The organism is Mucilaginibacter sp. P19, assembly GCF_050632265.1.
In the GTDB taxonomy this organism is placed as follows: Bacteria; Bacteroidota; Bacteroidia; order Sphingobacteriales; family Sphingobacteriaceae; genus Mucilaginibacter; species Mucilaginibacter gossypii.
This window is the reverse complement of record NZ_CP192586.1, coordinates 192,253-218,963: the sequence shown is the minus strand read 5'-3', so window position 1 is coordinate 218,963 and position 26,711 is coordinate 192,253. Positions and strand designations below refer to the sequence as shown.

General features: G+C 45.7%; 33 protein-coding genes and 3 pseudogenes. 4 read left to right on the top strand and 32 right to left on the bottom strand.

The window, feature by feature from the left end:
* From traK to ACQ86K_RS01005, 18 genes and pseudogenes are all read right to left on the bottom strand, one after another.
* On the bottom strand, positions 1 to 621 hold the full coding sequence (traK, locus tag ACQ86K_RS01090) for a conjugative transposon protein TraK (RefSeq protein ID WP_431199612.1): 621 nt from the start codon (positions 619 to 621) through the stop codon (positions 1 to 3).
* Positions 622 to 648: 27 nt separating this feature from the next.
* Positions 649 to 1,761: a conjugative transposon protein TraJ gene (gene traJ, locus ACQ86K_RS01085; protein WP_431199611.1), complete on the bottom strand. Its 1,113-nt coding sequence runs from the start codon at positions 1,759 to 1,761 to the stop codon at positions 649 to 651.
* 89 nt (positions 1,762 to 1,850) lie between these two features.
* Positions 1,851 to 2,492: a TerB family tellurite resistance protein gene (locus ACQ86K_RS01080; RefSeq protein WP_431199610.1), complete on the bottom strand. Its 642-nt coding sequence runs from the start codon at positions 2,490 to 2,492 to the stop codon at positions 1,851 to 1,853.
* 12 nt (positions 2,493 to 2,504) lie between these two features.
* Positions 2,505 to 3,176, bottom strand: coding sequence for a hypothetical protein (locus ACQ86K_RS01075; RefSeq protein ID WP_431199609.1), 672 nt, complete (start codon positions 3,174 to 3,176; stop codon positions 2,505 to 2,507).
* An 89-nt stretch (positions 3,177 to 3,265) separates the two neighbouring features.
* On the bottom strand, positions 3,266 to 3,847 hold the full coding sequence (locus tag ACQ86K_RS01070) for a conjugal transfer protein TraI (RefSeq protein WP_431199608.1): 582 nt from the start codon (positions 3,845 to 3,847) through the stop codon (positions 3,266 to 3,268).
* A 48-nt stretch (positions 3,848 to 3,895) separates the two neighbouring features.
* Positions 3,896 to 4,270, bottom strand: coding sequence for a hypothetical protein (locus ACQ86K_RS01065; RefSeq protein ID WP_431199607.1), 375 nt, complete (start codon positions 4,268 to 4,270; stop codon positions 3,896 to 3,898).
* Positions 4,271 to 4,274: 4 nt separating this feature from the next.
* Positions 4,275 to 5,183, bottom strand: a complete 909-nt coding sequence (locus ACQ86K_RS01060; protein WP_431199606.1) for a TraG family conjugative transposon ATPase — start codon at positions 5,181 to 5,183, stop codon at positions 4,275 to 4,277.
* Complete coding sequence (locus ACQ86K_RS01055) at positions 5,126 to 5,254, bottom strand: hypothetical protein (RefSeq protein ID WP_431200769.1); 129 nt, start codon at positions 5,252 to 5,254, stop codon at positions 5,126 to 5,128. Before ACQ86K_RS01055 ends, ACQ86K_RS01060 begins: the two co-directional genes overlap by 58 nt.
* A 62-nt stretch (positions 5,255 to 5,316) precedes the next feature.
* Positions 5,317 to 6,306: pseudogene (locus ACQ86K_RS01050) on the bottom strand (TraG family conjugative transposon ATPase); the annotation flags it as partial.
* Positions 6,296 to 6,733, bottom strand: coding sequence for a DUF3875 domain-containing protein (locus ACQ86K_RS01045; RefSeq protein WP_431199605.1), 438 nt, complete (start codon positions 6,731 to 6,733; stop codon positions 6,296 to 6,298). The gene ACQ86K_RS01045 and the pseudogene ACQ86K_RS01050, both read right to left, overlap by 11 nt.
* A 5-nt stretch (positions 6,734 to 6,738) precedes the next feature.
* Positions 6,739 to 7,050, bottom strand: a complete 312-nt coding sequence (locus ACQ86K_RS01040) for a DUF4133 domain-containing protein (protein WP_431199604.1) — start codon at positions 7,048 to 7,050, stop codon at positions 6,739 to 6,741.
* Positions 7,050 to 7,679 (bottom strand): hypothetical protein, encoded by a 630-nt coding sequence (locus ACQ86K_RS01035; protein WP_431199603.1) that lies wholly within the window; start codon positions 7,677 to 7,679, stop codon positions 7,050 to 7,052. Before ACQ86K_RS01035 ends, ACQ86K_RS01040 begins: the two co-directional genes overlap by 1 nt.
* 10 nt (positions 7,680 to 7,689) lie before the next feature.
* Positions 7,690 to 7,968: a DUF4134 domain-containing protein gene (locus ACQ86K_RS01030; RefSeq protein WP_431200768.1), complete on the bottom strand. Its 279-nt coding sequence runs from the start codon at positions 7,966 to 7,968 to the stop codon at positions 7,690 to 7,692.
* 59 nt (positions 7,969 to 8,027) lie between these two features.
* Positions 8,028 to 8,609 (bottom strand): hypothetical protein, encoded by a 582-nt coding sequence (locus ACQ86K_RS01025; RefSeq protein ID WP_431199602.1) that lies wholly within the window; start codon positions 8,607 to 8,609, stop codon positions 8,028 to 8,030.
* A 145-nt stretch (positions 8,610 to 8,754) separates the two neighbouring features.
* Positions 8,755 to 9,588, bottom strand: a complete 834-nt coding sequence (locus tag ACQ86K_RS01020) for an RteC domain-containing protein (RefSeq protein ID WP_431199601.1) — start codon at positions 9,586 to 9,588, stop codon at positions 8,755 to 8,757.
* 95 nt (positions 9,589 to 9,683) lie between these two features.
* Entirely contained in the window at positions 9,684 to 10,325 is a 642-nt protein-coding gene (locus tag ACQ86K_RS01015; protein ID WP_431199600.1) for a hypothetical protein, read from the bottom strand.
* Complete coding sequence (locus ACQ86K_RS01010) at positions 10,214 to 10,825, bottom strand: hypothetical protein (protein WP_431199599.1); 612 nt, start codon at positions 10,823 to 10,825, stop codon at positions 10,214 to 10,216. Before ACQ86K_RS01010 ends, ACQ86K_RS01015 begins: the two co-directional genes overlap by 112 nt.
* 94 nt (positions 10,826 to 10,919) lie before the next feature.
* Positions 10,920 to 11,102 (bottom strand): hypothetical protein, encoded by a 183-nt coding sequence (locus tag ACQ86K_RS01005; protein ID WP_431199598.1) that lies wholly within the window; start codon positions 11,100 to 11,102, stop codon positions 10,920 to 10,922.
* A 110-nt stretch (positions 11,103 to 11,212) separates the two neighbouring features.
* Here ACQ86K_RS01005 and ACQ86K_RS01000 point away from each other — a divergent pair, with 110 nt between their 5' ends.
* The 3 genes from ACQ86K_RS01000 (at position 11,213) to ACQ86K_RS00990 (ending at position 13,001) form a co-directional block, all read left to right on the top strand.
* Positions 11,213 to 11,581 (top strand): hypothetical protein, encoded by a 369-nt coding sequence (locus tag ACQ86K_RS01000; RefSeq protein ID WP_431199597.1) that lies wholly within the window; start codon positions 11,213 to 11,215, stop codon positions 11,579 to 11,581.
* A 62-nt stretch (positions 11,582 to 11,643) separates the two neighbouring features.
* A complete protein-coding gene (locus ACQ86K_RS00995) occupies positions 11,644 to 12,270 on the top strand; it encodes a sensor histidine kinase (protein WP_431199596.1) in 627 nt (208 codons plus the stop codon).
* Complete coding sequence (locus tag ACQ86K_RS00990) at positions 12,267 to 13,001, top strand: LytR/AlgR family response regulator transcription factor (RefSeq protein ID WP_431199595.1); 735 nt, start codon at positions 12,267 to 12,269, stop codon at positions 12,999 to 13,001. The genes ACQ86K_RS00995 and ACQ86K_RS00990 overlap by 4 nt, the downstream gene beginning before the upstream one ends.
* Here ACQ86K_RS00990 and ACQ86K_RS00985 read toward each other — a convergent pair.
* Positions 12,979 to 16,022: pseudogene (locus ACQ86K_RS00985) on the bottom strand (thiopeptide-type bacteriocin biosynthesis protein). The gene ACQ86K_RS00990 and the pseudogene ACQ86K_RS00985 sit on opposite strands and share 23 nt — an antisense overlap.
* Positions 16,023 to 16,165: 143 nt before the next feature.
* Here ACQ86K_RS00985 and ACQ86K_RS00980 point away from each other — a divergent pair.
* A complete protein-coding gene (locus ACQ86K_RS00980) occupies positions 16,166 to 17,056 on the top strand; it encodes a bestrophin family protein (RefSeq protein ID WP_431199594.1) in 891 nt (296 codons plus the stop codon).
* Positions 17,057 to 17,095: 39 nt separating this feature from the next.
* On the opposite strand, the gene ACQ86K_RS00975 is transcribed toward ACQ86K_RS00980, so the two are convergent.
* From ACQ86K_RS00975 to ACQ86K_RS00915, 13 genes and pseudogenes are all read right to left on the bottom strand, one after another.
* A complete protein-coding gene (locus tag ACQ86K_RS00975) occupies positions 17,096 to 17,680 on the bottom strand; it encodes a D-sedoheptulose 7-phosphate isomerase (RefSeq protein ID WP_431199593.1) in 585 nt (194 codons plus the stop codon).
* Positions 17,681 to 17,702: 22 nt separating this feature from the next.
* Positions 17,703 to 18,392 (bottom strand): DUF1345 domain-containing protein, encoded by a 690-nt coding sequence (locus ACQ86K_RS00970; RefSeq protein WP_431199592.1) that lies wholly within the window; start codon positions 18,390 to 18,392, stop codon positions 17,703 to 17,705.
* 48 nt (positions 18,393 to 18,440) lie between these two features.
* Complete coding sequence (locus ACQ86K_RS00965) at positions 18,441 to 19,001, bottom strand: hypothetical protein (RefSeq protein WP_431199591.1); 561 nt, start codon at positions 18,999 to 19,001, stop codon at positions 18,441 to 18,443.
* Positions 18,982 to 19,347, bottom strand: a complete 366-nt coding sequence (locus tag ACQ86K_RS00960; RefSeq protein ID WP_431199590.1) for a hypothetical protein — start codon at positions 19,345 to 19,347, stop codon at positions 18,982 to 18,984. The genes ACQ86K_RS00965 and ACQ86K_RS00960 overlap by 20 nt, the downstream gene beginning before the upstream one ends.
* On the bottom strand, positions 19,314 to 19,610 hold the full coding sequence (locus ACQ86K_RS00955; protein ID WP_431199589.1) for a hypothetical protein: 297 nt from the start codon (positions 19,608 to 19,610) through the stop codon (positions 19,314 to 19,316). Before ACQ86K_RS00955 ends, ACQ86K_RS00960 begins: the two co-directional genes overlap by 34 nt.
* Complete coding sequence (rseP, locus tag ACQ86K_RS00950) at positions 19,607 to 20,953, bottom strand: RIP metalloprotease RseP (RefSeq protein ID WP_431199588.1); 1,347 nt, start codon at positions 20,951 to 20,953, stop codon at positions 19,607 to 19,609. The genes ACQ86K_RS00955 and rseP overlap by 4 nt, the downstream gene beginning before the upstream one ends.
* Positions 20,950 to 21,558: a hypothetical protein gene (locus ACQ86K_RS00945; protein WP_431199587.1), complete on the bottom strand. Its 609-nt coding sequence runs from the start codon at positions 21,556 to 21,558 to the stop codon at positions 20,950 to 20,952. The genes rseP and ACQ86K_RS00945 overlap by 4 nt, the downstream gene beginning before the upstream one ends.
* Before the next feature lie 2 nt (positions 21,559 to 21,560).
* On the bottom strand, positions 21,561 to 21,740 hold the full coding sequence (locus ACQ86K_RS00940) for a hypothetical protein (RefSeq protein WP_431199586.1): 180 nt from the start codon (positions 21,738 to 21,740) through the stop codon (positions 21,561 to 21,563).
* 9 nt (positions 21,741 to 21,749) lie between these two features.
* On the bottom strand, positions 21,750 to 22,481 hold the full coding sequence (locus ACQ86K_RS00935) for a ZIP family metal transporter (protein ID WP_431199585.1): 732 nt from the start codon (positions 22,479 to 22,481) through the stop codon (positions 21,750 to 21,752).
* 11 nt (positions 22,482 to 22,492) lie between these two features.
* Entirely contained in the window at positions 22,493 to 22,897 is a 405-nt protein-coding gene (locus ACQ86K_RS00930; protein WP_431199584.1) for a hypothetical protein, read from the bottom strand.
* A gap of 23 nt (positions 22,898 to 22,920) precedes the next feature.
* Positions 22,921 to 23,661 (bottom strand): hypothetical protein, encoded by a 741-nt coding sequence (locus tag ACQ86K_RS00925; protein WP_431199583.1) that lies wholly within the window; start codon positions 23,659 to 23,661, stop codon positions 22,921 to 22,923.
* Positions 23,598 to 24,179 carry an NRAMP family divalent metal transporter gene (locus ACQ86K_RS00920; RefSeq protein WP_431199582.1) on the bottom strand — a complete coding sequence of 194 codons (582 nt, stop codon included), beginning with the start codon at positions 24,177 to 24,179 and terminating at the stop codon, positions 23,598 to 23,600. The genes ACQ86K_RS00925 and ACQ86K_RS00920 overlap by 64 nt, the downstream gene beginning before the upstream one ends.
* A pseudogene (locus ACQ86K_RS00915) lies at positions 24,173 to 26,669 on the bottom strand (heavy metal translocating P-type ATPase). The gene ACQ86K_RS00920 and the pseudogene ACQ86K_RS00915 overlap by 7 nt, the downstream one beginning before the upstream one ends.
* Positions 26,670 to 26,711: the final 42 nt, after the last annotated feature.

The window sequence follows — 26,711 nt, the reverse complement described above, 5'->3', positions numbered from 1 at the left end:
TTATTTGTTGATAAGGGTCGTATCACGATTGGCCAATACTTCCCAATGCTGGATGAGAAAACCATGCGGGTTATTATCGCTTTGTTCCCGTATATCCCTGATCTGTCCCTGGGTGATCAGTTTGCGGTAAACCGTCCCGCTGGAGCGTACCAGTTTTTCGGTTGCGTAGCAGGTAAAATTGTATGGCCATTGGTTGCCCGATAACAGCGTACTGTCGATATGAACCTCCTGCGAGATATTGGCGGATATCAGGTTGTTGTAATAGCCGGCCTCCCGCAGGTTATCATATTCCTGTTTGGCTGATTCATCGGCGAGATATAGTGCCTTGTTGACATTGGCCTCGATCGCCTTGTCATCCGGACTCAGGTCGAAAAAGTCCTCATGGAAGGTGCGGATATGATCGCGTAATTCCACCGGTAAGTTGGATTTACGATCGGCGCTGGCGGCCTCAAGTAACTTGCCATTGTACAGGATGTGTACCCGGTTCTGCGCGGCATTGACCACTTCAGTGGTTTTGTAAATGCAAAAGCCCATGGTCAGCACATTTCCGATGATCAGAAATAGGCTGAATTGCCGGATATGCTTGAAAGCGGTTTCGATGTTTTTTAAGTGTGTGAACATGATCTGTCTGTTTTAATATGGAGTGAGTTATTTAGAGGATAGTTTCTGCGCCTGGTAGTTGTCCTTACCACCAGCATTGCCGTTATAGCCCGACATAAAATCCTTCGGGGCATTATACAGGTTGGTCGCACCGGTACCCATCCTATCGCCCATAGCCCCGCTGGTATTTACTGCGGTATTGGACGTGCTGATCACCATGGTATTGACCTTTTGCAGCAGGCCATGGCCACCACCGGCATTAACGATATAATTGGCCACGCTTGGTACGGTGAAATAACCGATGATGCCGATCAGTAGGAAGATCAGGTAAGCGGTATCTGTTGAGCTGAAAAAAGTATCTCCCGCATTCTGTACCTGGCTGATGTCAAGCTGGAGCATGTTTTCCTGTACTTTCCCAATGATCGCCCCGAAAATATTAGCGACCGGAAGCCACAGAAATACATTGATGTATTTGGCCAGCCAGGAGGTCAGTACATGCTGAAAGCCGTCAAAAACGGATAGTCCAAGTACCAAAGGACCAAGAATGGCCAGCACGATCAGGTAAAATGTACGAATGGTATTGATACAAAGTGCGGCCGCCTCATAACACACCTGTAGGATCTCAGACATCCATTCCTTGACCGTATTCCTGAAATTATAGGAAGCTTTGGCCATGGCGAATTTCATGTCATTACCGACACTTTCCAGCATACCTTCCCCGTCACCGGTCTGATCATCAGGATGGGTGTATTTATACCATTTTTCACGATCTCCGTCACCATCGGCTCCATGATACATCTGCCAGGCGTCCGTTTTTTCTACGGCCTCTTCTTTGGCTTGCAATAGCCTCGCGATGGCGGCATCTGAGTTCTGCACCATGTTGCCAGTAGCACTGACCGTGGGTTGCATAATGCCATTGATCAGGCCGATAACGGCCGGGAATAACATGATCGCCAGCCCGAGTCCAAAAGGCCGCATCAGCGGGTAAAAGTCAAGTGGTTCTGCGTTAGCGATTTGCCGGTAGACGCGGGCCGCGATATACCAAAGCGCACCGAAACCGGCTATGCCCTGGCCTACTCCTACAAGGTTGCTGCACATCGACAGCATATCGTTATACACCCCGTCAAGCACACTCTGCAGGCCATGAATGTCGTTCGCCAACCCTTCTGCCTGGGAAAATAAGGGTAAAAAGACCCCTGTTACCGCCAAGAGGGCGGTTATTAAACTTACCTTTTTCATAATTACTGGATTTATTTTAAACCATAAAGCCGGTTAAGTTCCTGGGTATCCCCGCTGTCATGACTGCGTTGCAGGGACAGGCTAACACCCTGATTGTTGAATGTTCGGAGAAATTGCAGCCGCTCCGAACTTCCCGAATAGATGCGGTCAATGCCCCTGATGCGGTCGGCATCCGACATCCGCAGTTTGCCAGCCATCAGGATATCTGCCAGTTCCGCAGCATCATCAAGGGTTTGGCTGACCAGACGGGCATACACATCACTCATGTAACTCAGCTCACTAACGGAAAAACTACCGCTCTGCCGGAAAAGGGATTGCTTTCGTTTATACTCACTGATCAAACTGGCCTGTAACGCAATAATCTCAGCGATTCGCCCATAATTCCTGACAGCCGGACTGACCGCTAATAAACCATTCAGGTAGGTTTGGTGGAGGTCAAAATTACCCTTGGATAATGACGAGATACTACCGTACCCTTGCTGATAGATCTGGTAACCTGTTTTCATATCCGACAGGATGCTTTTCATTTGGGTAAGCTTTTCGATATCGAGCAGCAATTGCTGTAATTCCTGCCCCTGCGCCCTGGCATGATTGGGACAGATGAATACCATCAGTAAGTAAAACAATCCGATCACGGTGAATCTCTTTTTCATAACAACCTCCTTTCAATTGATGCCATAGGTGTTTTTGAGCGTTAGTGTATTAATTCTTTCCTGACTGCGCTGTGCCGCATATGCATTGGCCTGACTGGTAAACCCTGTAGCGAACCGGTAATTATCCTTCATTTGCCCGTGCAGTTTGGCAATGAGTTTTAACCTATCGGCATCGCTCATCTCCAGTTTACCATCGCTCACCACTTCCTGTAAGGTGTTGATCACCTGCGTGCAGTCGGTTAGCAATGCAGTTCTCACAGCCTCCAGATAGCGCGCTTCACCTGCCGCAAGCGCGTCGATCTTATTCCAGCTACTGGTGAGCAACAGAATATCATTTTGCCAGCGGACGATCTCTTTTACCTGTCCGTTACCCGCGATTGCCGGATTGACGTTTTTAAGGCTGGTATAATAATTACTGTGCAAGCCGTTTTCTGATAACAGGCTGCCGCTGATCGAACCTAAACCGCCTTTGGCGACCGCATATCCTTTTCTTAGGTATGTACTGTAAACCTGGAGGGCTGCGATCTGTTGCACCAGATATTTCTTTTGGGTACTCGATTGTTTGAACCATTCCGCAAAAGTTTGCGCATGCGCCGGCTCTGCTGTAAAGCCAATGGTAAGCAGGCTAACAATCAGCATTCTTAAGCAAAGCTTATTTTTTCCGGTGGCCCTATTGAATACCATAGATCAACTTTGTCGTTTTAGTATCACCCAGATCGCGGCTTCTTTGCAGGCTGAGCATTTGATTCTCTGTATTGAAACGGCGCAGGTCACTATAATTTCTCGTCCAGCCGGTCAGCCGCGCGGTTGATCAGTTCCAGTCGCTGTTCATCACTCATTTGCGTTTTACCACTGCTGACAACCGTCATAACATCATCCAGATTTCGTTCGCTGGCGGAAAGAATTCCTGAGTACACAGCGGTCATCTGTTGCAATTCGCCGGCACTGAAATGCTTGTCCTGCTGAAGCAAAGCCCAGGCATGTTTATAATCATTGACCAGCGCCACTTGGCGCACCGCCACATTTTTGATCCGCTGATAATAGGCTATCGTTGCTTTGATCTTCCACAACTCATCGTAATAGGTGCTGAATAATTGTTTTTGGTCTGCGGACCAACTGGATATCTCCGTAAGCCGGAGCTGTGACAGTTCGTTTTCCAGCGCCTTTTGCGCATTTTGCAACCAGATCGTTTGATTTTGCATCCGCTGAACTTTCAGGTCAATGGCTTTGATTACCTTGGTCACGGTCAGTTTGATGATATCCCCGATGATAAACTGGGCCTGTACCTGGCCCGGACGGATCAGGATGAGCAGTGCCAGTATCGCTGTAAACAGCAATTTCCTATACATTTTCATACGACTCCTTTCTGCTTTGGACAGGGGTTTTTCCCCGTCAGTCTATGGTTATTTCATGAGTTGGTAGACGGTTTGGCCCATGACCACTTGATGTTCATCCGGCTTGACATATAACTTTCGTCCAAGCTCACCTTCCTCCAAAACCAGGTTCTCTTTCCGGTAGGTAGCCACCCAGTGTTGTTGTTTGAATTCGCGTAGCAGAACTTTACCGTTCCGAAGTTTATTGAAGCCGCTTCGCCGCTCTATTTGATAGGTGTGCGCTTCCAGGTTATCAGCATTTATCACAAGCGTATCATCCGTTTGGCTATATTCATTCCGGAAACTCGTTACGTACACCCCGGCGATGGCTTTATTTTCAAGCCGGTTGCAGGCCGCGATAATTAATGATAAGCAAGCGGCCATCCATAATTGGTAAGTTTTCATATGTTTAGTTAATGGTTTGTTTTTGTTGACGTTCTTTAACGATCTCCGCGATACCCTTTTCCATACTGCCACACCTGGCCGCATATTCCAGCACCTTCACCCGTTCCCGGCCTTCCGTCGTGTAAGCAAAATATTCTTCCGGCGAAAGTTCATTTTTAAATACCTTAATCACCTGCCCGCCAAGGTCGATGCATATCTCCCGGTTATCCTTGTTGACCGATAAAACCTGTGTCTTTCCCTTATCGGACATCCCCAGCGTTTCCTGGAGTTTATCAAATTTGTTCATGAACTTGCGCATGTCCATCAGTATCTTGATGTCAGCATTGTTGATGATCGCATCTTTAATGATAGGCGAGCTAATCAGGTCATCCAGTTCCTGGGTGACCACATTTGGTACACCATTGAACTTCCGCATGGTTTTAAAAGCATATTGAATAAATCCTGCCATACCGGAGTTAGCTATTGCCTTCCAGGCTTCATCAATGGTCAGTACTTTGCGCAGGCCTTGCAGCTTGCGCATTTTGGAAAGGAACATTTCCATAATGATCAGCGTGACGACCGGGAACAGGATCGGATGATCCTTGATTGAATCCAGCTCAATTACCACGAAACGCTGGTCAAGGAGGTTCAGATTTTCTGTTGCATTCAGCAAGTAATCAAATTCCCCGCCTTTGTAATAAGGACGCAATACATACAGAAAATTGTCGATATCAAAATCCTTATCCTTAACCTTTTGCTGTTTGAGAAGTTCCACATAATGCTCCTGCAGGTATTCGTAGAAGGAATTAAAGCAGGCAAATTGCTCCGGAAATTTTTTCAGGTGCTCATAATATCCCTGTAACGCATTGGAAAGTGCTACATATTCACTGCGGATAAAACTTTCGTTTTCCTGTTTCCATAGGGTGACCAGCAATGCCTTAAGGCTTTCTTTTTCTCGGTATCCAGTTGTTGGCCATCGGGCAGGTAAAAAGGGTTGAACCTGATCGGGTTTTTTCCTCGTAAGTGAAATAATAGCCGCCGACCAGTTCACACAAGCCCTTGTAACTACCACCTATATCGACCGTAACGCAATGTGCGCCCTGATCATAAAGGGTACGTAAAATATGATTGACCGTCATACTTTTTCCGCCACCGGAAGTCCCGCAAACCAGCATGCCCATATTGGAGGTAATACCCGTAGCCCGTGGACCGTCGAACAAGTCCACAAAAACAGGCCTGCCGGTCAGTCGGTCGCAAAACCGGATACCTTCAGCAGGCTTATCGCTGCGGTAATTGGTTTCCAGGTTCAGAAAACAGGTGCTTTGCTCCAGGAAGGTATCGAAGGTGTCATTTTCCGGAAAGTCCGCTGCGTTGCCGGGTATGCCGGCCCACCAAACCTGGGCGGCACCATCAGACTCCAGTTTGCTGGAGGCCCCGATCTGCGCCATGGCAGAACCAACCATATTCTTGATATCCTGTAATCCTTCCCTTTCCGTGGTCCAGGTCAGTAAATTGAAATGAGCTTTAACCGGTAGCCTTTGTTGGCTGATAGCCTCATTTAAAAAATCATTGGTGGAGTCCCGGCCGATGGCATTCTCACGGCTGTAAGCGGAAAGGGATTGCAAGCGAAGCTTTTTAGCTTCCAGTTGTTTGAGCACCTTGCCGGTGTCACCAATAAAAATGTATTGGTTATAAACGTGGTTGCATGGCAACAGCAAATTTAACTGTGCTGCAAATCCAAGCGGGAATTTAGTTTTATCGGTACTGAATTTATCATAGGTCATACGGCTACCACATACACCCGGCAAATCCTCGCAATCTCCCAGCGTAAACAACTGGGCATGCTGATCACCGATTTGTAAACGGTCTTTTAAATGAATGTCCTTTAAAAGCGGTTTGTCCTTAGCTGAAAGCAGGAAGCAATATTGTTCCAGCAGACCTGGCCGTTCAGCCGTGCCGCAAAGCTCATCGTCCTTTATCCGGCGCATGCCTATAAATCCGCTATCAGTAAGGATGCGTTCGAACTGCCCTGCTTTTTCAAGAAAATCAGGCAACATCCGTCTCGTCCGTCGTTTGCCTGGGCGTGATGCGTTTACGCATGATCCCGGAAAAAGCGCTGGTGGCGGGCTTTCGGTCAGCGGCCTTTTGGGTAAGCATCAGGTAACAGGTATGCTCCAGGAAAGGACGGCCATAAAAGTGCCGGTCGGCCGCTTCCGTCAGGAAATTAGCGGGAAGGCCTTGTGCACCACTATAGGCACCTTTCATAAATACATCCTGCTTATGTACGATGCTATGTTTAGGCATGACCTTGATCGCCCTGATCCAGGTTTGATGATACGTTTCATAATCTTCTTCGGACAGGGTGAAGATCTCCGGTAACCGTAGCTGATAAGCAATGGTCAGATCGCCCTGGACGGAAACCATGCAGTCATGCTCTACCTTATATACCGGAAAGATGTGTTCTGCTTTGCTGAATAAGGACATAGCTATTATTTTGAACGGGTGAATAATTTGCGTGAATTGAATTTCAGGTATTCAGGCAGGAAGCGTCGCGCACCACGCTTCATCAGTCCATACTGGCCATATTTATTGCTCAGGCGATAGACTTGCATGAATAATACTGTACCCGCACCTGCAATCAGCAGGATGCAACCATATATCGGGAAGCCCAGGATATAGACGACGGCAAAAAGCACCAGCAAGCCAACCAGCCCGGCGGCGAGATAACCGATGTACTGGGCTTTCAAGCCCTTAAATTCAATAGGCTTATTAATGCCTTTGTTGATCTGGTAAATGGCCATTAGCTGATCCTCCTCGTTCTTTGTCGTTTAACCTTTGGGCTTTCAAGCCCGGATTTTTGTTCGTAGGGCTTGACGGTTATACCCTGTTTGGCGCAATAGGGTAAGGTCGGCGTGATTACCAAGGCCACATGAGCAGGCCGCTCCCCATTGGGAAATCCTCCTTGATAAATATTTTTGGTTTGTTTATCAAAAAAGAATTGTGTCCACAACTGGTCTTCCCATTTTCCGCTCATCGCTATTTCGTTCAAAGGGTTGTCTTTTTGGATAAAAGTATCCCGGTAGGCGCTGTATTGAAAAACGGTATCGCCGATCATATACTGTGGCTGGGGAGCATTAGCTCTTCTAATTTCGTCCAGCAACTGGTCGGTCTGGCGGCAATAAACGGGACTGTAATTGTCACCTGGTAAATAGCCGCCGGTCGTCTTCAATTCCCAATCATCCGTCGCCTCGTCCTCGTCGTCGTAATAATTGAGCTGCGCGGGGTGCATAGCGGTTTCCATCGGCTGTAATTCAAAAACAACATATTTCAGGCCTGCTGCCAACGCATTTTCGAGTGATCCGATCAATGCGTCAGCATGCCTTGTCTCGAAATTCCGGTTGCCGACAGCAGTATTTTTTAAGGTTTCCATTTTAATTGTTTTAAACCCCAAAGAATGATTTTAGTACCGTTGCGACCACTACCAGAAAAATACAGCTCCCAAACCAGCTGGAAGCGACCTTGCCTGTGTCATGCTCCCCATCGTTCCATTTCTTATAAACTTTGATGGCACCTACCAGGCCGACAATCGCGCCGATAGCATACATCAGGTTAGTCCCGGTATCGAAATAGCTTTTTACCTGCGAGGTCGCCTGATTAATACCGGCGTTACCATCCTGGGCCATAGCTGACTGAAGTCCTGTCAATAACAGGCCGGCCATTCCCCCAATAATCCTTAATGCATGGATTAAGCGGGATTTCAATGTTGATCTGGTCGTTTTCATGCGCTTTGAAGTTTTTGTTCATTTAACCAATAGCTTTTTAACTCTGTAACGGTAAGGGGAAAAGGGAACAGGTCGGCGCTCTCATTCATCAGGTAAGCATTCACCTGTTCTTCGTAAGGCGTACCGGCCAGGTCGGGGTATTTTTGAACCACCAGCCGGAAAAGCATTTCAAAATTTTCTTTCGTTTCGCTGGATTCATTGATCACCCGGATCAGGGTTTTGGTTTCGGAAACCATTTCTGCCAGTTCGCCTAACAGATGAGAGTCGGCCAATGTGGGCCGGATGGCCTGAACCATGCCTGATGGGCGATCTTCTGGTTCATCAGGAGCGGCAAACACCAGTTCATCCTGGGCAACCACATCCATACCGTCCGTGCGGGTTCCGCCGACGATCTCAGGTGAAGGAAGCAGCAGGTCGCTGGTATTGCTAAATTGTGTGGCGGCCGGTTTGCCGGTTAATCGGCGAATAATACCACCGATCTCGTGACGATAGTAGGCGAGGCCTATAAAGCCATAGTAGAGCGCCGCCAAAACAGCGATACCTATTGCGTAGGTGGACCATGATAAGTGCTGTAACATAATCTTTAGATTTAGCGGCAGCCCCATTGCTGCCGTTGACAGGTCAAAGTTCTCTAAACCCCTTGTCGGTATTCTCCGAGTTTATCCGACTCGGATATGGGTTATTTTCAAAAAAAGCGGCCGTAGCCGCTTTTCGTATCCAGAGTCACTTTAGTTTCTTTTGAACTCTTAATAAAAATGCCTCCTTCATCTCGTCAATATAGGTGGTCGGGCTTGGCCGACCGGCCAGCCAATCAAAAGTGTCGTAAAAGTTTCCCAGGGATATATTGAATACTTTTTCAATGAATTTAACAATGCTTTTCAGGTTCTTTTTGCCGAAGGCTTCAGTAGCGTGCCAGCAATAGATCAGTTCGATCAGACCGCATTTGGTTTGCTGCCAGTCAAAGTCCCTTAACTCCACATCAGTAACTATGATGGCATCTTTTTGGTGCAGGCGCTGTACAGCTGACTGAAGATATTCCTGCAGCATTTCGCTGGCCAGCACTTGGGCCAGCTTATGGTCATGAGTCGTACTGAAGGCAGGATCAAAATCTATAACGCATTGATCAGGGTCAAGATAAACATCATAATTCCCACGCACGAAATAATAATCGTCCAGGTAAGTCGCTTGTGTCCTGACATATTGATAAAAGGATAGATTGCACTCGAAGAAATGATGAAGAACCTTGGCCTCGTTTTTCAGATAATCAGCAATGGCGGTGTTGTCCCCGATAGGCCGCCGGATCTCCAGGTTAAGTAAGGACTGAAAATAGATCAGCTGGGACTTGAATTTGGGTTTGATAAATTTAAAGAATTGTATCTCTTCTGCCGGTGTGCCGGGATCATTGACCTTACAAAAGTCCTTTAGTTTTTTCAGGTATTTTACGCAAGCGTGAATACTTCTTTCATACCGCTTGATAAGCTGATCTTCCTCCAGCGCCAGGGCATTCAAGTCCCTGTTAAGATCTGCATATAAACGATCGCTAAATTTAGTTAACATAGTTTATCGCTTTAAGTGAAGCGCACTGCCACCCATTATCAAAAACGGGTGTCTCGAACAGTGTTCGCAGGTATCAATCGTCCATAGGCTGTGTTTTAGGTTTTTGGGAAATAAGTTTTATCGATGAGGTTCACGATCCGTTGTAAATAATCCCGGACGACCGCCGCTGTGGCCTGGTCTGCCGCGTAAAATGCCCGTGAGAAGCTTTTGATAGATATATTGGGCTGCTTTTTAGTTTCAAAATGATCCGTAAAGAATCGCATAATGTTAGATATATTGGTGATTTGAAAACAGCCTTCAAGATAGCACAACCTGATAAACAGTGCCAGTTGGGGTACGGATAATATTACCGGCAGACGTGCTGAAGTTTGTTCCTGTTGTTTCTTCGATTGTACAACTTTTTCACCGTTGCCTGATACTGCCTTTAGCCATTCCCGTAATAATTCATCCAAAGGTTTACGGGATGGTGAAATACTCAACATTTGCGTAACCGGCTCAATTCGCAGAAGCAATTCTTTATTGGGCTTCTCCTGCGCTTGCAATAAGCGTGATTCACGATACCAGTATTCAAAAAAGGTACTGTTAAAATTTTGGCGATATAACAATTCTGCGAAGCGTTGTGTGGTTACTTTTTCATCGAGCATTTCCAGGCTGACCAGTTCGAGCAGGTCATCAATATATCCGGCTTGTTCAGTAGATACCCCCTGCACCCGTAACAGATCCAGGCAGTCTTCCATTGTGGCAAAAAAACTTCGCTTAAGGAAGGATCGATGCCCTTTTTATTAATTGCAGGTGCCAATGCTTCTACCCGCGAACGGAAGCTGCTGAGCCGCTGGTCACATTGGTAGGTGCTCATGGCGTGGATCAGGTCGAAGTAGGCATAGAATTTTCGGGCTATGAAATCGACCACTTTTTGCAGAGTACCCAAAGTTTTGACCAATAATTCACTTCTGCCAGGTATAGCCGGGGAATCAACCACACGCAATTGCAGAAACACTTCATCAGATAACGCAATAAGGCCTGCCTGATGAAACTGCACATAACGCCTGATCACGTGGTCTTTGGCCGGTCCGAATACCTCGTTGACCATCCTTTCCTGTAATTCCGCACAGGCTTGGGTAAAACGTTCGTATAAGGACTGACGCTCTTCAGTGTTGCCGGGATTATTTATTATTTCCTTATTGTTAAGGATAATACCCACACACGCTTCCACATTTGATAATTCTGACTTAAGCAAAACGATGAAATATTTGTTTTCAAATAAGCTATGCTACATTTACCACTGGTTTAGGAAATTTAGTTTAGAGGAAAAAATGAAATATTATTTAACTTTATATTAACATTTTGCCTGCATGTCCCGTATTAACTGTTGTGATGATAATGGTAACAGTTGCCGTTGTCGGATCAGTTTCCGTGGGTTTGGTAGTTTCGCTGTAGGATTTTGTGTTTCCCCTGTTAAAGTCGCAGATAGTCTCTAAGCTTTTGTGCAACCTTTTTGATTTGATGTTTTTCATATCGGTGATTTTTAGATCAAAACTACCGTGGTGAAAAACGAACCTAAACTTTATTACATAGAGAGGCAATTGTGATATACAGAAAGGCAAATGCCCGATAAAACGTTTAAATGAGTACTTTTAAGGTTATTTTATTCAGGCATATACTGGTATGGGCATTGTTCATACTCTACGAACTTGCCCTGATCGATATTACCGTTGGATTGCTCGCCTCGCCATTTCAGTACATCTTATATTATTCGCTGAATATCTTACTGTTTTATGGGAATGCACATATCATCCTGGATTTTGCATTTTTTAAAACCAACCGCCCATACCTGACCGCTATCACATTGATTATTGTGGAATTGCTGTTTTTCTTATGGATAAAGATACATGTGGATGCCTGGCTGGCTGGTAGCGGTACAGTGCGCTACGCATTGGACAAGATCCATGAAAAGATTTACCTCACCAATATCTTTCGGGAGATTTTTTTGTAGGGTTCAGTATCGCCTATTGGTCAATGTTATACATGGTGAAATTCAAGGAGCGTAATCATATCATGGAGAAAGAAAGCCTGAAACAACTCACCCGCTCTCTGGAATTGGAAAATAAATTTATAAATGCTGAGAATGCCTATCTGCAAAATCAGATCAGTCCTCATTTGTTATTCAATACGCTCAATTTTATCTATAACACGATCCATAAACTTTCAGAAAGAGCCGGTAAAGGTGTAATGTTGCTATCCGAATTAATGCGGTATTCCTTATTAAGCAGCCAGGATAATCGGATGGTCACTTTAGCAGATGAGGTTATGCAGATCGAAAAACTGATCGAACTGAGCACTTTACGATTTCAAAATGAACTTTATTTGAAATTCTCAAAAAAGGGGAAAATTAAAGATGTGCTGATTCCGCCGCTGATCCTCGTTACTTTGGTAGAAAACATGCTCAAACATGGTGATTTGGGCGAAATAGACCATCCCGGAAAGATCAGCCTGGAATATGCCGATAAGGTATTGAAGTTCACCACGCGAAACCTCAAAAGACAAAGTTCCCCTCATCCCGGCACCGGCCTGGGCTTACATAATATTGAAAAGCGACTGACCAACCTGTTCCCGGAAAAGTATCATTTTGCCGTAACGACCCATGAAAATATATTTATAACCGAGTTAACCCTAAACCTATGAATTTTACCTGCTATGTGATCGACGATGAACCTGATGCCATTGCCTTAATGAAGGAATATATTGAACTGACTCCCGGACTCACCTTGATCGGTTCGGTACAGAATCCGCTGGAGGCTCTGCCTCAGCTTACTGGTGAAAATGCTCCGGACATTACTTTTATTGATGTGGATATGCGCCAATTATCCGGACTTGAACTGGCAGGTATGGTCAATCTCTACACTACCGTGGTTTTTACTACGGCATTTCCGGAATATGCCCTACAGGCATTTGACCGGGAAGCTTTCGATTTCCTGCTGAAACCAATCAACTATGAGCGCTTTGCCAAGTGTATTCAGAAGGCCAGAAGAAAAATTACGAGACCGGGTAAATCTGGCAGTCACGTTCAGGAAGATTTCTTTACAATCAAAAGTGAAGTCAAGGGACGATTGGTAAAGATCAGGTTTGATGAAGTGATCTATATGGAGGGATCGGCTAATTACATCCAAATCTACACCACCGAAACTAAGCACACCACTTATCTTACTATTAAAGAGATCGAACGCCACCTTCCAACATCATTGTTTGCCCGTATTCACCGCTCATTCATTGTAAATATCAATTTTGTTAAAGTGATCGAGCGTGGACAGATACGTTTACAAAACGGTGAAAGCCTGGTGATGGGCGACCATTATAAAAAAGCCTTTTTGGATAGAATGGACGACAAACTGATCAAGACGGATCGATCTGTTTAAACATCTTTTTTTGCCTGGCAATTTGCGAACGCATCCATTTTCCCAGCAAAAAATACACCACCATTTCCTGCTGTCTTTGCTGGTCAACGAACATCCTGTTGAGGTGTACATGGACAAGGCTTAATAAGTAATCCCTTTTGGATTCGTCATTATTTAGTTTTCTTCCTATTTCAACCGCTTTGCTTTGCATTTTCCTCAGCCATTGTTGCAGCTGTTTGTCCTGAAATGGTTCCTTGTCAATTAAAATATTGTTCAATGCCTTGCTGGTTTCCCGGTACTTCTGGTCCAATTCTATTTTTAGTCTTTTCCCTTCAAACTCCAAAAAGTAACTTTCAAATGCGAATTGCCAGAAGCTCATTTGGTGGTCAGTTAACTCATAAAAGCTTTCCGTGATCCACTTCACGGAAACTACTGCTGCAATAAACACAGGCAGGTTCGCACCTGCTTTTATCGCCTTTAAAAATTGCACGACAAAAGAACTGCTGTACCAAAAAACTCCTCTGTTTCCTCGATCCCACCGACCTGGTATCTTTCCAGTTCCCTGCTGTAAACATCTAACTGATATTCCCTGATCAGGTGCTGGTGGACATTATCTTCCAGAACCAATCGCAACGCCGCTAATATCGTATCAATATCCTGTGGATCGATCTTAAATCGCAAACGCACGTGCGGGGCATGGTCCTCAAACCTGATAAAGAACCAACGACTGATCCTGCCATGCGGAAAACGCTTCCTGATAACCGTTTGCATTTGCAGCAGCAACCGGTTAACGGACAGCCGGGGAACATATAATTTAAGATATAGCCATTCCGTACCAGGAATGAATTTGCGCTGAACCTTGTTATTTCCAAAAACCGGGTGATCAGGTAATTCGGGTAGAATCAAGGGTTCCTGCGGTAGCATAAAAGCGTTAAACTGAAGGTGATATTGCTTACCCGAACGGGATGTCATCACAGGTTGATTACTTTTTAACGGCAGATACTCACGGATGATCATTTGTTTTGCCGCGCGTATGGTTTCCCGAAATATAAGCAGATCTTCCGGGTCACGCTGATCAATAACCAATTGCTGGTCACCTTCAGAAACCATAAACTTTTCCGGAAGATGGTACCTGGCGGCAAATGTCCGGAATATGGCTGTCCAATTTTCCGCATTACCAAGTTCCGATACTTCAACTTCGCTAAAAACCCAGGTTGCCAGGCTAAGTATCACTCCCTGATAAACCACCCTCGGATAATGGCTGAACCCCGGAAAAAATTGCAGAAGGTCAAAGGACAATTGTGTCCGGCCATACTGATAGGTCAAGTCGGACAGAAAGCGGAATATGGGCAAGTGATCGATGCTGTGATTATAGGCGCTGGTTAACCGGGGTATCACGTACTTTTGATTTTTCTTCGACCGAAGCAATACTTTATTACCGACAATTACGACGTAAAGGTCATCAAGGTGTATCAATTCGGCTTTCGTTCCGGTTTCACAGGTAGCGAGTAGCGGTAGCTGATAGTTCCAAAATTGCCCTCTGCGATTTACGTTATCGACGTGCGGGTCTGCCAAATGAAGGATCTCGGCAAAGATCAAATTGGGATTTAACGTTTCCACCTCATTTGCAATCTCTTTACCAGCCTGGAATATTGCAGGGTCACTAAGCGTAAATCGGCCGATCAGTGCGAGCGGGTTACAACCGCCGGCACTTTCTATATTAACGCCATCATCACTTATGTTGAATAAGACAGATGAGCCAAGATTCGTTACTATGGGGTCACTTCCTGGCAAGGCCATTAATTGTGCTTCTTTCAATTCTATAACAGAGGCCTGTTGCTTCTCCATTGCTAACCAGGCGGCCATCAGGCACTGGTGCGCGCCTGTCCATACAGAGGAAACAGACCGGGCTCCGCGTGGCCGGATATTAACAGTTTCCAGCAGGGGATTAGGCGATTCAAAGGGTTCAGCCTGGTAACCGATGCCTAATTCGGGATCAAGGGCCAGCAATAAGGGAATTTGTTCGCCCTCAAAATGCTTTTGAAATTTTTCAATAAATTCTGTTACAGCGGGTAACCTGTCTGGAGGGCATAAGCGATCCAGCGCGAATAACCCATTTTTGAGCGCTTGCTGATAACTGTTATCAATGGTGGCTGCTTCGACTTGCCGCACTAAGATGGTATTCAGCATACTTTTACCCTCAGTAGGTTCATTGGTTAATATACCCAAGGAATCATTAAGCTGCCGGAGCTCCGGCGCAATTAACATGGATCGGCTATTAAGTTTATTTTGAAGATCTTTTTTGAAGAGATCTTGAAAAGAGGAATTGGTTGTTTTAAGTCCAACAGGTAATTCTGCTTTTCCAGTGATCGTTGCACGATGCAAGGGAAGTAAGATTTGTGCATCTTTCAAAAACTCAAAGTACTCCAGACCTTTACCCGGATCACAATTCGCGTCACGGCAAATCCGCTCGATGATCTGAGTTTGACTTTTACCATTCGAGCAGAACTTCAATAGTCCGTTCAATATCAGGGAATATAAAGAAGATTGAAGTTGATAGCTACGCCGCAGTTTATTACCTGATTCATCCCTGACGAACCTGAAATATTTCTGGACACGGTATAAGGTGGGGTTTGGCTCATAACATTCTTTGGGATCACTATTGGATACTTCCCGCCAGGCAGATTGCGTCAACCATTCTGATGGTTGAAAATAAGGTCGCAATTCTCCGGGTGTTTCCGATAAGCGGATCAAACCTCCAGTTTCCCATGTTCCCATAGTGACTGAGGCGAAGTAACCAAATGGCGTTGCCCGGAAACAAGCCCGGTTAAAATAACGCATGACAGAATTGATCTCCCGCGTATTCAATTTAGAAATATCAAAATCCGATTTAAAAAGCCGTTCGTAAAACTGGGGACTGGCCAAGTACAAGGCAGCTTGAAAAATCGGATCGTTAAGGACATCCTTAAGCGGACTTCCATAACGATCTACCGGAAAGACAGGTATCCGCAGTAAAACATATTTTGAAAAATGATAACCCATAGATAGTTTTTAAAATTAAGAACTGCCTTTATTTTACCGGCGTATGCCGGTTGTTTAGTTTGTTCACTAAATGCGATATACGGCCCTTGTTTTATATCTTTTTGGTAACTTCGGACATATACGTAAATGCTTATTACCCGTCTATGTTACTTAAAAAAAGGATATCTGTAACCTACTTCCTAAACCTGATCAAATACGACATCATCGCTATCGCCGCTTATGCGATTTTGGCCGGAACATTTGATCATTCCTGGTTATTGAAGGAAGTTTCAATTCCGCTTCCGGTATCGTCATTTGTAGGAACACTTTTATCCTTATTACTGGCCTTCCGAACTTCGCAATCCTACCAGATTTGGTGGGAAGCCCGCACGATTTGGGGCGGGATCGTCAATGATAGCCGTACCCTTATCCGGCAGGTACAGCAATTCTTTCCTAAGACCACGGAAGGGGCAGAAAAAGTCACAACGTTTGCCGAACAGCAAATTTTGTGGTGTTACGCGTTATCCGAAAATCTAAGGAAATTACCGTTCACCGGAATAGTTGCAGATTATGTTTCCACTCATAAAGTACAAACCAATAACCTTCCCAATCTTATCTTAAATAAACATGCAGAGTTGTTAGCAAATGCCTCCGAAGAATTTCAACTGGATGCCAATAAACAAGTGCAGATCGATTCGACCATTGCCCGGCTGTGCGACGCCATGGGTAAATGCGAACGCTTAAAAAACACGGTATTTCCCCGTTCTTATAGCGTATTGGTACACTTTCTGATTTATGTATTGATGACGCTTTTACCTTTTGGGTTGGAAGACAAGTCAAAGTTTGTAGAGATCACCCTGACCTTTGCAATACCGGTGTTATTCATCGCCATAGAACGCACAGCGATCCTGATGCAGGACCCTTTTGAAAACAAGCCCACCGATACACCAATGACTACGCTTAGCCGAACTATAGAAAGTAACTTGCGGGAAATGATGGGACAACCATCATTTCCGGTACAACCTGCCCAGCCTGATTCTTATTATATTATGTAGTAAAATCAAAGAACAAACAGGTGTAATAATTACATCGGATTAATTTTCCGGTGCAAACATCCGGTCAACTGCGCTGCATAACAGATGCCCGACCAGGATATGCATTTCCTGCACACGGGCAGTAGTACTGCTATTGACATTGAGCGTGATATTACTGATAACGGAAACCATGCCACCGTTCTCGCCTGTAAAACCTATAAGTCCGCACCCTCTGTTCTTTGCTTCCATTAAACCGGCTACGACATTTTCGCTGTTCCCGCTGGTAGAAATACCAATGACCAGATCACCTGGCTGTGCCAACGCTTCCACTTGCCGTGAAAACACGGATGCAAATCCATAATCATTCCCGATCGCGGTAAGTGCCGAAGTATCGGTTGTCAAAGCGATTGCTGGCAGCCCACGGCGCTCTTTCACATAGCGGCCGGTAAATTCAGCAGCTATATGCTGCGCATCACTCGCACTGCCGCCATTGCCAAAAAGCAAAAGTTTTTTACCGTTTGAGATCGTTTCAATGATTAACGTCGCCGCCTGCTCGATTTTACTTAAAAACGTTGGTGCCATAAGAGTTTGTACACTATTAAGGTGATCTTCGATCTCGGCTATCATTTGTTCGTTTGTATTCATATCAGGTATTGTTTTAACTCATTTATTTTTGAACAAGTCCCGCGATAACATTGATACTCAATGCTACGATAACAGTATTAAAAGAAAAAGACAGGAGGCCATGAAGCAAGGCCAGTCTTCGGATTCTGCGAGAAGTGATCTGCACATCGGAAACCTGAAAGGTCATACCGATCACAAAAGAGAAATAGGCAAAATCCAGATAGTCAGGCCTGGACTCATTTGGAATTTCCAAACCACCGGGTTTATAAGTTTTTGAATCTTTCCCATCCTCCATATCGCAATAGAAATAATGGGCATAGCGGAAAGTAAATATGGTATGAACCAATATCCAGGAGCCGACCACACAGGCCAGGGATAACAATACGTGTAAAGTCAATTGGCGCGCGTCGTTACCTGACCCGCTCCTGAGTAAAAGCACAATGGCAAACAGACTGGCAACCGAAGCAAAAATGGCAAACAAAAACACCAGTGTCTTGCTCGAATCCTGGGCGTGCGCATCCTGGTGCATAACAGCCGGATGTACATTGAAAATGGTCAGCGCGGAAAGCGTCAGTGATACCAGTGCATAAGCAAGCCAGGCGACCATAAATTGGGTGGACGGCGATAAAGAACCACGGGTTATAAGCCAGCAAATTACTGCCAATGTAAGCGCAACATATAACTTATGGTGAGCATCCAGCCGGGTTAAATTCAGTTTCTTTGATTTCGTCATTCTATTCAAATTTTGACCTTAGCTGTAAGGTGATCTGTTTTTGTACGTTCAAGCGTTGCCAAACCTGCTTTTTTCTTCTGGGGAAAGCCCGGCTTGCAGATAGCCAATATTGATCTGGTTTAAATTTTCAAATACCTGGTTCATTACCCATAGATATTGCCTTTCATGATCCATCCCTGCTGGCTGCTGATATCTTCGAAAATTGCCCAGGGCGGCTTTTACATTTTGCAGAAATGATACTGGTATAGTAGCGCCGGTTTGTAAACCCGTTGGTAGCAATAGATCGGCTTTTAGCTTCTGAAGCAATTGCGACATGGTCTTAACAAAAGCGGCATTTGTCGTTCCGCTTTGGCGGGCTAATTCCATTTGCGTCACTTGTAGCGCCTGATCGTAAACGGAGCGGGTGATTTGATAATAGTAGGTACGGACTTTATTTTCAGGGGGTAACTTCAAAGCTGAATCTGCCGTTTTCCGGATATATTCAAGGTAATCGGGTGATGGTGTAGCCTGCAGGGTTTGGCCGTAAGCTCTCCCTATTCCTGATAATATGATAAAACCCAGAGTCAATAGCAATCTGCTGTTCTTTCTTTTAATTTGCTTGATCTTCATTGGAAATGCCTTTTAGTTCCTGATCCGACAGGCGGATCTTTAGTTGATTGATGTTCCGCTGTTTTTCCGGTTCCCAATACTTGGTAGCATGTGCTGTGAAATAAGTATGCGTGGACATGAACTGCAGATTTTGCTGGGTCCAATCACTTTCAGTGTATTCCTTATGTAATACATTCGCCCATTCCCTGCGGAGATGTTCCGAATACGCTGCGTAATCCGGGAGGGCTAAATGCCGCATATCGGCATCACACATCACTGCCTGAAAATGTGTATGTGGTGCCTGCGGCATTTGAGTGGCCCTGATACAATCATTCACCGGGTTAATAAACAGTTCTTTTTTGCCCAAACTGCGCAAAAATCTCCGGCCAGGGTCATACTAATGGCTTCGTGGCCCTGATAAGTGTAGCAATAACCACTGTCATGGAACCAGGCAGCAACAAGTAGTATCTCTTGTTCCCATTCGTTAAAGAGCATATGGGTAGTCAGGTCCTGAACGGCATCCACCATCAGACGGGTATGCTCCAGGTTATGGTAAACCATTCCGGCTGGTAATTTTTCAGTAAGCAGGCTGGTTATATAATGTTCGGTTTTTTTGATGAGTTCATTCATGAGCTGAGTTGATGAAGTGCACGGATATCGTTGAATAGCACATAGCCGGAAAGTAGCATGATCGCCACGACACCAGCGAGGTAAAAAAAGGCCCAGAATGTGCGGCTAACAAGTTTGCGTGTAACTGCTTCGTAAAGCAGAACAGCCATAACGCCGCCGTCCATTGGGGCAAGAGGAATGAGGTTAAGCAATGCCAGAGCCGTGGATAGGAGGGCCACCAGCCCCCAAAATCGCTTCGCCTCGAATTGTCCGCTGAATAAGGTGGCGATACGGACAGGCCCAACCAAACCGTCTTTTGCTTTCACCTCACCGGAAACAAGTTGACTTAATCCCTTAGAATTGTCTGTGATCGTGCTCCACACTTTAGTGGTACCGGCTGACAGGGACTGGCCCAGGGTGACCCGCTCCGGCTTCATGAGTGGCAGTTTGGTATCCAGACTAAAGCCGATATGCCCGTCTTTATCCCGGTGGGCAAGCATGGTACTGGTTTTACCATCATGGATAACGGTCAGGTAAAGCTGGCGCTGCTTATTCTCTTTAAGTCTAATGATAAAATCATTGTAAGAACGCACGGAATCGCCATTAAGAGCAATGATATGTGCCTTTTTAAAGGCTTGGTTGCGCCGAAGATCGACGTTGGTAAAAAAGGAGTCTACCTGGAAGCCTGCTTTAAGTGAGAAAAACTGGGTCAGCCCTTTATCTGCCACCAGCTGCATGATCTTTGGAGAAACAGCAACATGCATGTGGACCCTTTCTTTGCCCTGACGGCGAACGATAGAAAGGACGGTGTTGCCATGCATTAAATGCGTGCTGAGCAATTCATCTTCGTAGAGCGCCGAGTCCGCATTGATCGAGGTCACTTCGTCGCCCGGCTGCAAGCCTGCCTGCAGACCGAGTTGTCCAGGTAGAATGATGGCATTTTTTCCAAATACGGTAACCTGGTTTCTTCCATAATACAAAAACATACCGCAGTAAACCAGCAAGGCAAACAGGAGGTTCATGAAGATACCGGCAGACATCACGATCATCCTTTGCCACACCGGCTTATGATCATAACGATTTACATTAGGGACGTCGGCATCTTCATCAGGTTCACTATCATCAGTGGTTGCTATGCTTCCCGCCATCCGTACATAGCCTCCGGCTGGCAGCCAGCCGATGCCGAATTCCGTTCCCTTATAATGAAAGCGGAATAAACGCTTACCGAAAGTGTCGAAAAACAAATAAAACTTTTTGACCCTGATCCCAAATGCTTTGGCCGCCAGGAAATGACCCAGCTCATGGATAAACACCAGCAGGCTTAATCCAACCAAAAATTGTACGATCATGATCAGTATATTCATAACAGTCCGGCAGTTTGTGTCAATTGTATCGCCCCCTTAATGTGCATGGTCATATCCGTTTGGGACCTGAGCAGCATCCCGTCATAATAACCTTGATCTTTCCCACAGGTCAGGTGAATGAACAATTCATTTTTTTGCAGGAAACGGGCCATGAATGGAGCGATTTGCGCCTGTAAAAGGGTCTTTAATGATGTTTCTCTTCCCTGGTGTAAAAGAAAGATCGAAACCGAGGAAGAATTTTCTCCCAGGCTGTCTTCCGGAATACTACGCAAGGTCATCAGATCTTTTAGTGTTACCAATAACATTTCAGGTGTGCCTGCATTTGCCGGTTGAAACCCAGCGTCGATACCCAATCCATTAAAGTCATCCGCCAATAATTGGTAGCGGTAATTGACTTTTACGGCATCCGGCCATAATTCCATTATGACAGGTGAATAGGCCATCAGGGCATAGCAGTTAAGTCCGAGAGAAAGCCTTCTGGCCAGGGTCAGGTAAACTTGTAATTGCAAATTACTGTCCTGGATCGTCCGGTGCTCCGGGCTTGCCTTTACATGCAGAAACTGATAGGTGCCTGCTTCCTGGGTAACCTTAAATGGAAATTCCATGGTTATCCCTCCATATCTAAAAACCACTGTTGCGCCCTTTTGACCGCCTCTTCCTGACGGCTGCTGCCTTCAGGAATATCGCTGTCCTTTAACTGCGGTTCGATCTCCAGGGCCTTGGCTTTTACTTCAGGCTCCAGGTCTTTTAGTGGCGTTTGTTGGTTATTTGATTGATTTGTTTCCATAGGTATTTTTTATAAAATGATGCCCAGCACCAAAAAGATCAGGAAGCCAGCAAAGAATAAGGCTGTATAAACCGGTGAATCCTTTTCCTCATGTGCTTCTACCAATAATTCTTCAGTCACAAGATATAGCAGTGCGGCAGCTCCAAATGATAAAATGAACTCCATGAGTTTTTCAGGCGCATTATGAAGCAGGAAAAGCCCGGCAACCGCACCGATCAGGAATACCAGCCCAAGGCCGACCAATACCTGATAAAGTTTCGGCTTACTTTGGGTGCCTGATCTGATCGTGGTCACCACGGCAATGCCTAATGAAAAGCATTCCAGCGCTAAGGCGAAGGCCAGTAAGGTGCCTTCTTTTTGACCGGCGGCAAACCCGATACCTAATAAAATGCCGTCGATCAAAAGGTCAATGCCAACCGCTGCCAAAGCCGCCCAGGGTAGTGTCCCTTTAACTGCTGAATTTTCTTCGGTTGCTTCTATTTTTTCCGTGACCTGTTTGACAATGAGCATAGCGGCAATGCCGACAATAAAGCCGATCACGATCATGACCGGGTCGTGTATCTTGATCATGTCCGGCAGTAATTCAACCGCCACGACCGAAAAGACAACTCCGGCTGCGAAGTGCAGGGTCATGCTTTTGAATGCGCTGCTGGCATTGCGAAAAATAGCCAGGGTACCACCAGCAAGCAATAACATTACCGGTATAAGCGTAAAAAGGATCTCTTTTTCAAACTGGGTCATAATTTTTAGGATTAAATGAGTGCCTTTAAATACACGTTCAAAGTGTCCACCTGTTGCTTTAATTTAGGATCGGGTGCAATTCCGGACTGTGACTGATGATCCAATACATTTTCCATCATAGCCGCATACTGAAGCAACAGAAAATTGATGTTTTTCTCAGAATAATTTGATAAATCCTTACGTTTCAGGCTGCCTTGCTGTAATTCAAGCAAATCCTCCAGTCTTTCACGTGTTTCCTGTAAGGCCGTCTGCCGGTAACAATAAATTACATAGAGTAGCAAGCAGTAAGTAAAAGCATTGATAATAAATATGCTTTTGACAAATGCAAATGTCACTGCCGCTGATATCCCAATGATATTGATAAACAGGTTGATGGCAATGATCAGATAACTTGCCTTATAAGTATTCGTTTTCATAACTGATTATCTTACAAATTGCCTCATGGTTTAATGTATTTATATAACTCTGGGAATCTTTCCTGGCTGGCCAATGCCACCCGGACATAGGCAATTGAGGCGGCAATGGATGCAATTGCAATAGCGACCAATAATTGAAGCGGGAAGGATTTTCCCTGTAAAAGCGCGGCCAGATTTAGACTTACGCAGCAAATGATCAGCATAACTTTCACCATCCAATGACGTTTGCGCAAACAAAGCAAAGAAAGCAGGCACATACCGGCTACGACCGCACCACTTACAAAAAACAGCTGACAACCCTCATAAGGCTGCGGATGCAAAAAATTTACAGAACGTCCGCATAACTCCGGCCATAGCCAACGTGCAGCCTGGTTCAGTACAAACAAAGCGGCAGTTAATAAAAGACCGAACATCGAAAAGCGGTTTAACCAGAACATGAACCGAACCCGCTCTTTATAAAGGAATAGTAGAATTATGGCGCACCAATAGGGAATCCAAAACGGAGCATTGACCAGATGCGGTGCTATATTTCTCAATTGCGGCCACCTGATCTGTTGAATAGCGCCCTCCAGCCAGCTATTGGTTTGGCTTAAATTCACATGGAAAACGGTAAAACAAACGGCGATCAGAAAGCATACCATGGCCACCGATGTTGACCAGCAAACGATCTGAAAGGTTCTTGAATTATATTTGCTCCATTTCATTTGCTGAAAAATTCGAGGTAAACCAAAAAAACCGCACCCGCTGTCATCACCAGCAAACAAAGACCACCTAACACATTGGATAATGTCTTATTCGTGTATTCTCCCATGATCTTTTTATTATTGGCGATATGCAATACGATACCGATGATCACCGGGCAGGTCACCCCATACAAAATGGCTGTGTAAAGCAAGGCATCCACCGGGTTGATGCCGAAGTAATTGATCGCTAAACCGAGCAGTACAGAAATGATCAGAATGACATAAAACGCTTTTGCCTGGTGGAATTTTTTATCCAGGCTGCCTTTCAGCCCGAAAGTTTCCGTAACGATATAGGAAAGCGAACCACTCAATACAGGTATGGCCAGAAAACCCGTACCAATAATGCCAACTGCAAAAAGCAGGTAGGATAACCGTCCCGCCACTGGTTCCAGTGCTTTGGCTGCCTGTTCAACGGTATCAATATTCCTAACGCCATGTGAATAAAGGGCAGTGCCCGTAGCAAGAATGGTGAAGAACATGATGAGATTGGATAAGAACATTCCCAGGTTCACATCGATGCTCATTTTTTGGATCAGCATACCCAATAATTTTCGCTCTCTTTTTCCCCATTGTCCGGGAAATCATCGCTCAATGTCAGCCGGCGTTTATTGATGATCAGTTGCCGCTTTACCGTTTTTACATCTTCGGCTTCCATGGCGGTCTGCCAGAAAAATAGATAAGGCGAAATGGTCGTACCTAATATCGCGACCAGCACACCGATAAAATCTTTGTCCATCCGGAACGTTGGTACCACGGTCTGCTTCAGCACCCGCCACCAGTCAGGCTTCGTAAAGAAGGGTACGGCGATATAAAGCAGCAAGGTCAGGCACAGGTATTTTAATACGGCGACGAGACTTTTGGTAGGGCAGGTAAACGATAAAAAACAGTAATAATCCCGTAAAAAGAATGCTGAAGTAAATGGCAGGCACCGATGGAATAAGCAGGTTGGCCACCGCACCCATAGCAGCGATATCCGCCCCAATGTTCAGGATGATCGCCGGAACGCTGAAGATCACCATCAGGTACAATACAGGTTTGCCATAGTGGGCTTTCAGTGTCGTGGTCAAGCCCGCCGAGGTGATTAGCCCTATCCTGGCACACATTTCCTGAATGGCTGCCATTAAGGGAAAGGTGATTACTACTGTCCATAAGGTCGTTAAGCCATATTTGGCTCCGGCCTGCGAATAGGTGGCAATACCTGACGGGTCATCATCGCTTGCTCCGGTCACGATACCAGGCCCCAGCGCCCCCAAAAACTTCTTTACCTTTTTAAGCATCTTTTTCTTGTTAGCTTTTGCAGCATTATGGTGGCCACTGTCGTAAGCCAGCAGGCGAAGCGCGTTGAATACCACTAAAAGGGTTGAACCCTCGTGTGCGACAACCGCCGGGCCGATTGAGGCTATTCCTAAAATGGTTAGTGGGATCAATACTGCCACCATACCCAGGCTGATGCACAGGTTTTGTTTAATAATGCCCCTTGATTTTCGGCTCAGGCCGATAGCAAAGGGCAGGCTTTCCAATTGATCTCCCATTAAAGCGATATCAGCGGTTTCCAAAGCGACATCCGAACCGGCAGCGCCCATCGCGATACCAACCGTACTTTTTGCCATGGCGGGTGCATCATTTACGCCATCGCCTACCATCGCTACTTTTTTCTCCGACTTATCCAGTTTCTGAACGGCCGCTACTTTATCTTCCGGCATCAGGTTTCCCCAGGCTTCGGTCACGCCAACTTCTTTAGCCACAGCATCTGCCACTTGTTGGTTATCACCAGTGAGCATCACCATTTTTTTAATGCCCAGTTCTTTTAACTGGCTGATCACACTTTTAGCTTCTTTTCGCGGTGTATCCATCAGGGCGATGATACCCAGGAAGTCTTTTCCTGATTTCACCATCATGGAAGTGTTACCGCCTTTTTCCAGTTCTTCCACCTGTTTTTTTAATTCATCAGGAAGCGTTTTACCGAAAAGGGCCAGATTACCGATCAACACTTCATGGCTTCCGACCTTGGCCTGAACGCCTTTACCTACGATGCCTTTAACACTACTCGCTTCCGGTATTTTGTGGTTTTTCTTTAACCTTTCCATACCACCAACCACAATAGCTTCCGCTAATGGGTGGTCACTCAATTTTTCAACGGCTATAGCAGTTTCCAATAATTCCTCTTCTGTCGTGCCTTCAAAAGGGATGACCTGTGTCAGCTTGGGTTTACCTTCGGTCAAGGTGCCTGTTTTATCAAATGCAATGGCTTGCAATTCGCCCAGGTCTTCCAATGGACGGCCACCTTTGATCAGTACGCCACCACGGGCTGCGCGAGCTACACCACTCAAAACGGCACTGGGTGTGCTGATCGCTAAAGCGCAGGGACTGGCAGCAACCAGCACCGACATGGCCCGGTAAAAGCTTTTGCTAAATGGCTCATCGATCACCAGGAAGGCAAAGCATAAAGCGGTCACCAACACCAGGACGGCAGGAACAAAATATTTCTCGAACTTATCGGTGAATAATTGGGTCGGCGATTTTTGTTTCTCCGCTTCATTAACCATTTTCACCAAACGGCTGATGGTGGAATCTTTGGCCTCGCGGATCACCTTCACTTCCAGTGCCGAGCCACCATTGATGGTGCCGGCAAATACCCGGTGTTCAGCTTTGATGGATTTTTCAGCGCTGTAATCTTTTTCGCTATCAGCAACTGGCCGCTTATCCACCGGAACGCTTTCGCCCGTTATCGGTGCCTGGTTGACGCTGCCTTCACCTTTAACCACTACGCCATCAGCGGGTATCTTACTATTAGGTTTGATAACGATGACCTCACCTAATTTCAGTTCCTCAATTCGTACTTCAGTTTGTTTACCGTCACGGATGACGTGGGCAGTTGGCGGCGCTAAACTGGTTAGCGCTTCAATAGACTTGCGGGCTTTGCCCATGGCATAATGTTCCAGTGAATGGCCGAGACTGAACAGGAATAACAATAGCGCCCCTTCCAGCCATGACCCTAAAATAGCCGCACCGATAGCCGCTACCAACATCAGGAAGTCGATCTCAAATCCACCCTTCAGGACGGTTTCCAC

Bases quoted from the DNA above. Each gene is read 5' to 3' on its own strand.
- traK (WP_431199612.1), bottom strand. From the start codon at position 621: ATGTTCACACACTTAAAAAACATCGAAACCGCTTTCAAGCATATCCGG.
- ACQ86K_RS01080 (WP_431199610.1), bottom strand. From the start codon at position 2,492: ATGAAAAAGAGATTCACCGTGATCGGATTGTTTTACTTACTGATGGTA.
- ACQ86K_RS01075 (WP_431199609.1), bottom strand. From the start codon at position 3,176: ATGGTATTCAATAGGGCCACCGGAAAAAATAAGCTTTGCTTAAGAATG.
- ACQ86K_RS01070 (WP_431199608.1), bottom strand. From the start codon at position 3,847: ATGAAAATGTATAGGAAATTGCTGTTTACAGCGATACTGGCACTGCTC.
- ACQ86K_RS01065 (WP_431199607.1), bottom strand. From the start codon at position 4,270: ATGAAAACTTACCAATTATGGATGGCCGCTTGCTTATCATTAATTATC.
- ACQ86K_RS01045 (WP_431199605.1), bottom strand. From the start codon at position 6,733: ATGTCCTTATTCAGCAAAGCAGAACACATCTTTCCGGTATATAAGGTA.
- ACQ86K_RS01040 (WP_431199604.1), bottom strand. From the start codon at position 7,050: ATGGCCATTTACCAGATCAACAAAGGCATTAATAAGCCTATTGAATTT.
- ACQ86K_RS01035 (WP_431199603.1), bottom strand. From the start codon at position 7,679: ATGGAAACCTTAAAAAATACTGCTGTCGGCAACCGGAATTTCGAGACA.
- ACQ86K_RS01030 (WP_431200768.1), bottom strand. From the start codon at position 7,968: ATGGCCGGCCTGTTATTGACAGGACTTCAGTCAGCTATGGCCCAGGAT.
- ACQ86K_RS01025 (WP_431199602.1), bottom strand. From the start codon at position 8,609: ATGTTACAGCACTTATCATGGTCCACCTACGCAATAGGTATCGCTGTT.
- ACQ86K_RS01020 (WP_431199601.1), bottom strand. From the start codon at position 9,588: ATGTTAACTAAATTTAGCGATCGTTTATATGCAGATCTTAACAGGGAC.
- ACQ86K_RS01015 (WP_431199600.1), bottom strand. From the start codon at position 10,325: ATGGAAGACTGCCTGGATCTGTTACGGGTGCAGGGGGTATCTACTGAA.
- ACQ86K_RS01005 (WP_431199598.1), bottom strand. From the start codon at position 11,102: ATGAAAAACATCAAATCAAAAAGGTTGCACAAAAGCTTAGAGACTATC.
- ACQ86K_RS01000 (WP_431199597.1), top strand. From the start codon at position 11,213: ATGAGTACTTTTAAGGTTATTTTATTCAGGCATATACTGGTATGGGCA.
- ACQ86K_RS00995 (WP_431199596.1), top strand. From the start codon at position 11,644: ATGGAGAAAGAAAGCCTGAAACAACTCACCCGCTCTCTGGAATTGGAA.
- ACQ86K_RS00990 (WP_431199595.1), top strand. From the start codon at position 12,267: ATGAATTTTACCTGCTATGTGATCGACGATGAACCTGATGCCATTGCC.
- ACQ86K_RS00980 (WP_431199594.1), top strand. From the start codon at position 16,166: ATGTTACTTAAAAAAAGGATATCTGTAACCTACTTCCTAAACCTGATC.
- ACQ86K_RS00975 (WP_431199593.1), bottom strand. From the start codon at position 17,680: ATGAATACAAACGAACAAATGATAGCCGAGATCGAAGATCACCTTAAT.
- ACQ86K_RS00970 (WP_431199592.1), bottom strand. From the start codon at position 18,392: ATGACGAAATCAAAGAAACTGAATTTAACCCGGCTGGATGCTCACCAT.
- ACQ86K_RS00965 (WP_431199591.1), bottom strand. From the start codon at position 19,001: ATGAAGATCAAGCAAATTAAAAGAAAGAACAGCAGATTGCTATTGACT.
- ACQ86K_RS00955 (WP_431199589.1), bottom strand. From the start codon at position 19,610: ATGAATGAACTCATCAAAAAAACCGAACATTATATAACCAGCCTGCTT.
- rseP (WP_431199588.1), bottom strand. From the start codon at position 20,953: ATGAATATACTGATCATGATCGTACAATTTTTGGTTGGATTAAGCCTG.
- ACQ86K_RS00945 (WP_431199587.1), bottom strand. From the start codon at position 21,558: ATGGAATTTCCATTTAAGGTTACCCAGGAAGCAGGCACCTATCAGTTT.
- ACQ86K_RS00940 (WP_431199586.1), bottom strand. From the start codon at position 21,740: ATGGAAACAAATCAATCAAATAACCAACAAACGCCACTAAAAGACCTG.
- ACQ86K_RS00935 (WP_431199585.1), bottom strand. From the start codon at position 22,481: ATGACCCAGTTTGAAAAAGAGATCCTTTTTACGCTTATACCGGTAATG.
- ACQ86K_RS00930 (WP_431199584.1), bottom strand. From the start codon at position 22,897: ATGAAAACGAATACTTATAAGGCAAGTTATCTGATCATTGCCATCAAC.
- ACQ86K_RS00920 (WP_431199582.1), bottom strand. From the start codon at position 24,179: ATGCTGATCCAAAAAATGAGCATCGATGTGAACCTGGGAATGTTCTTA.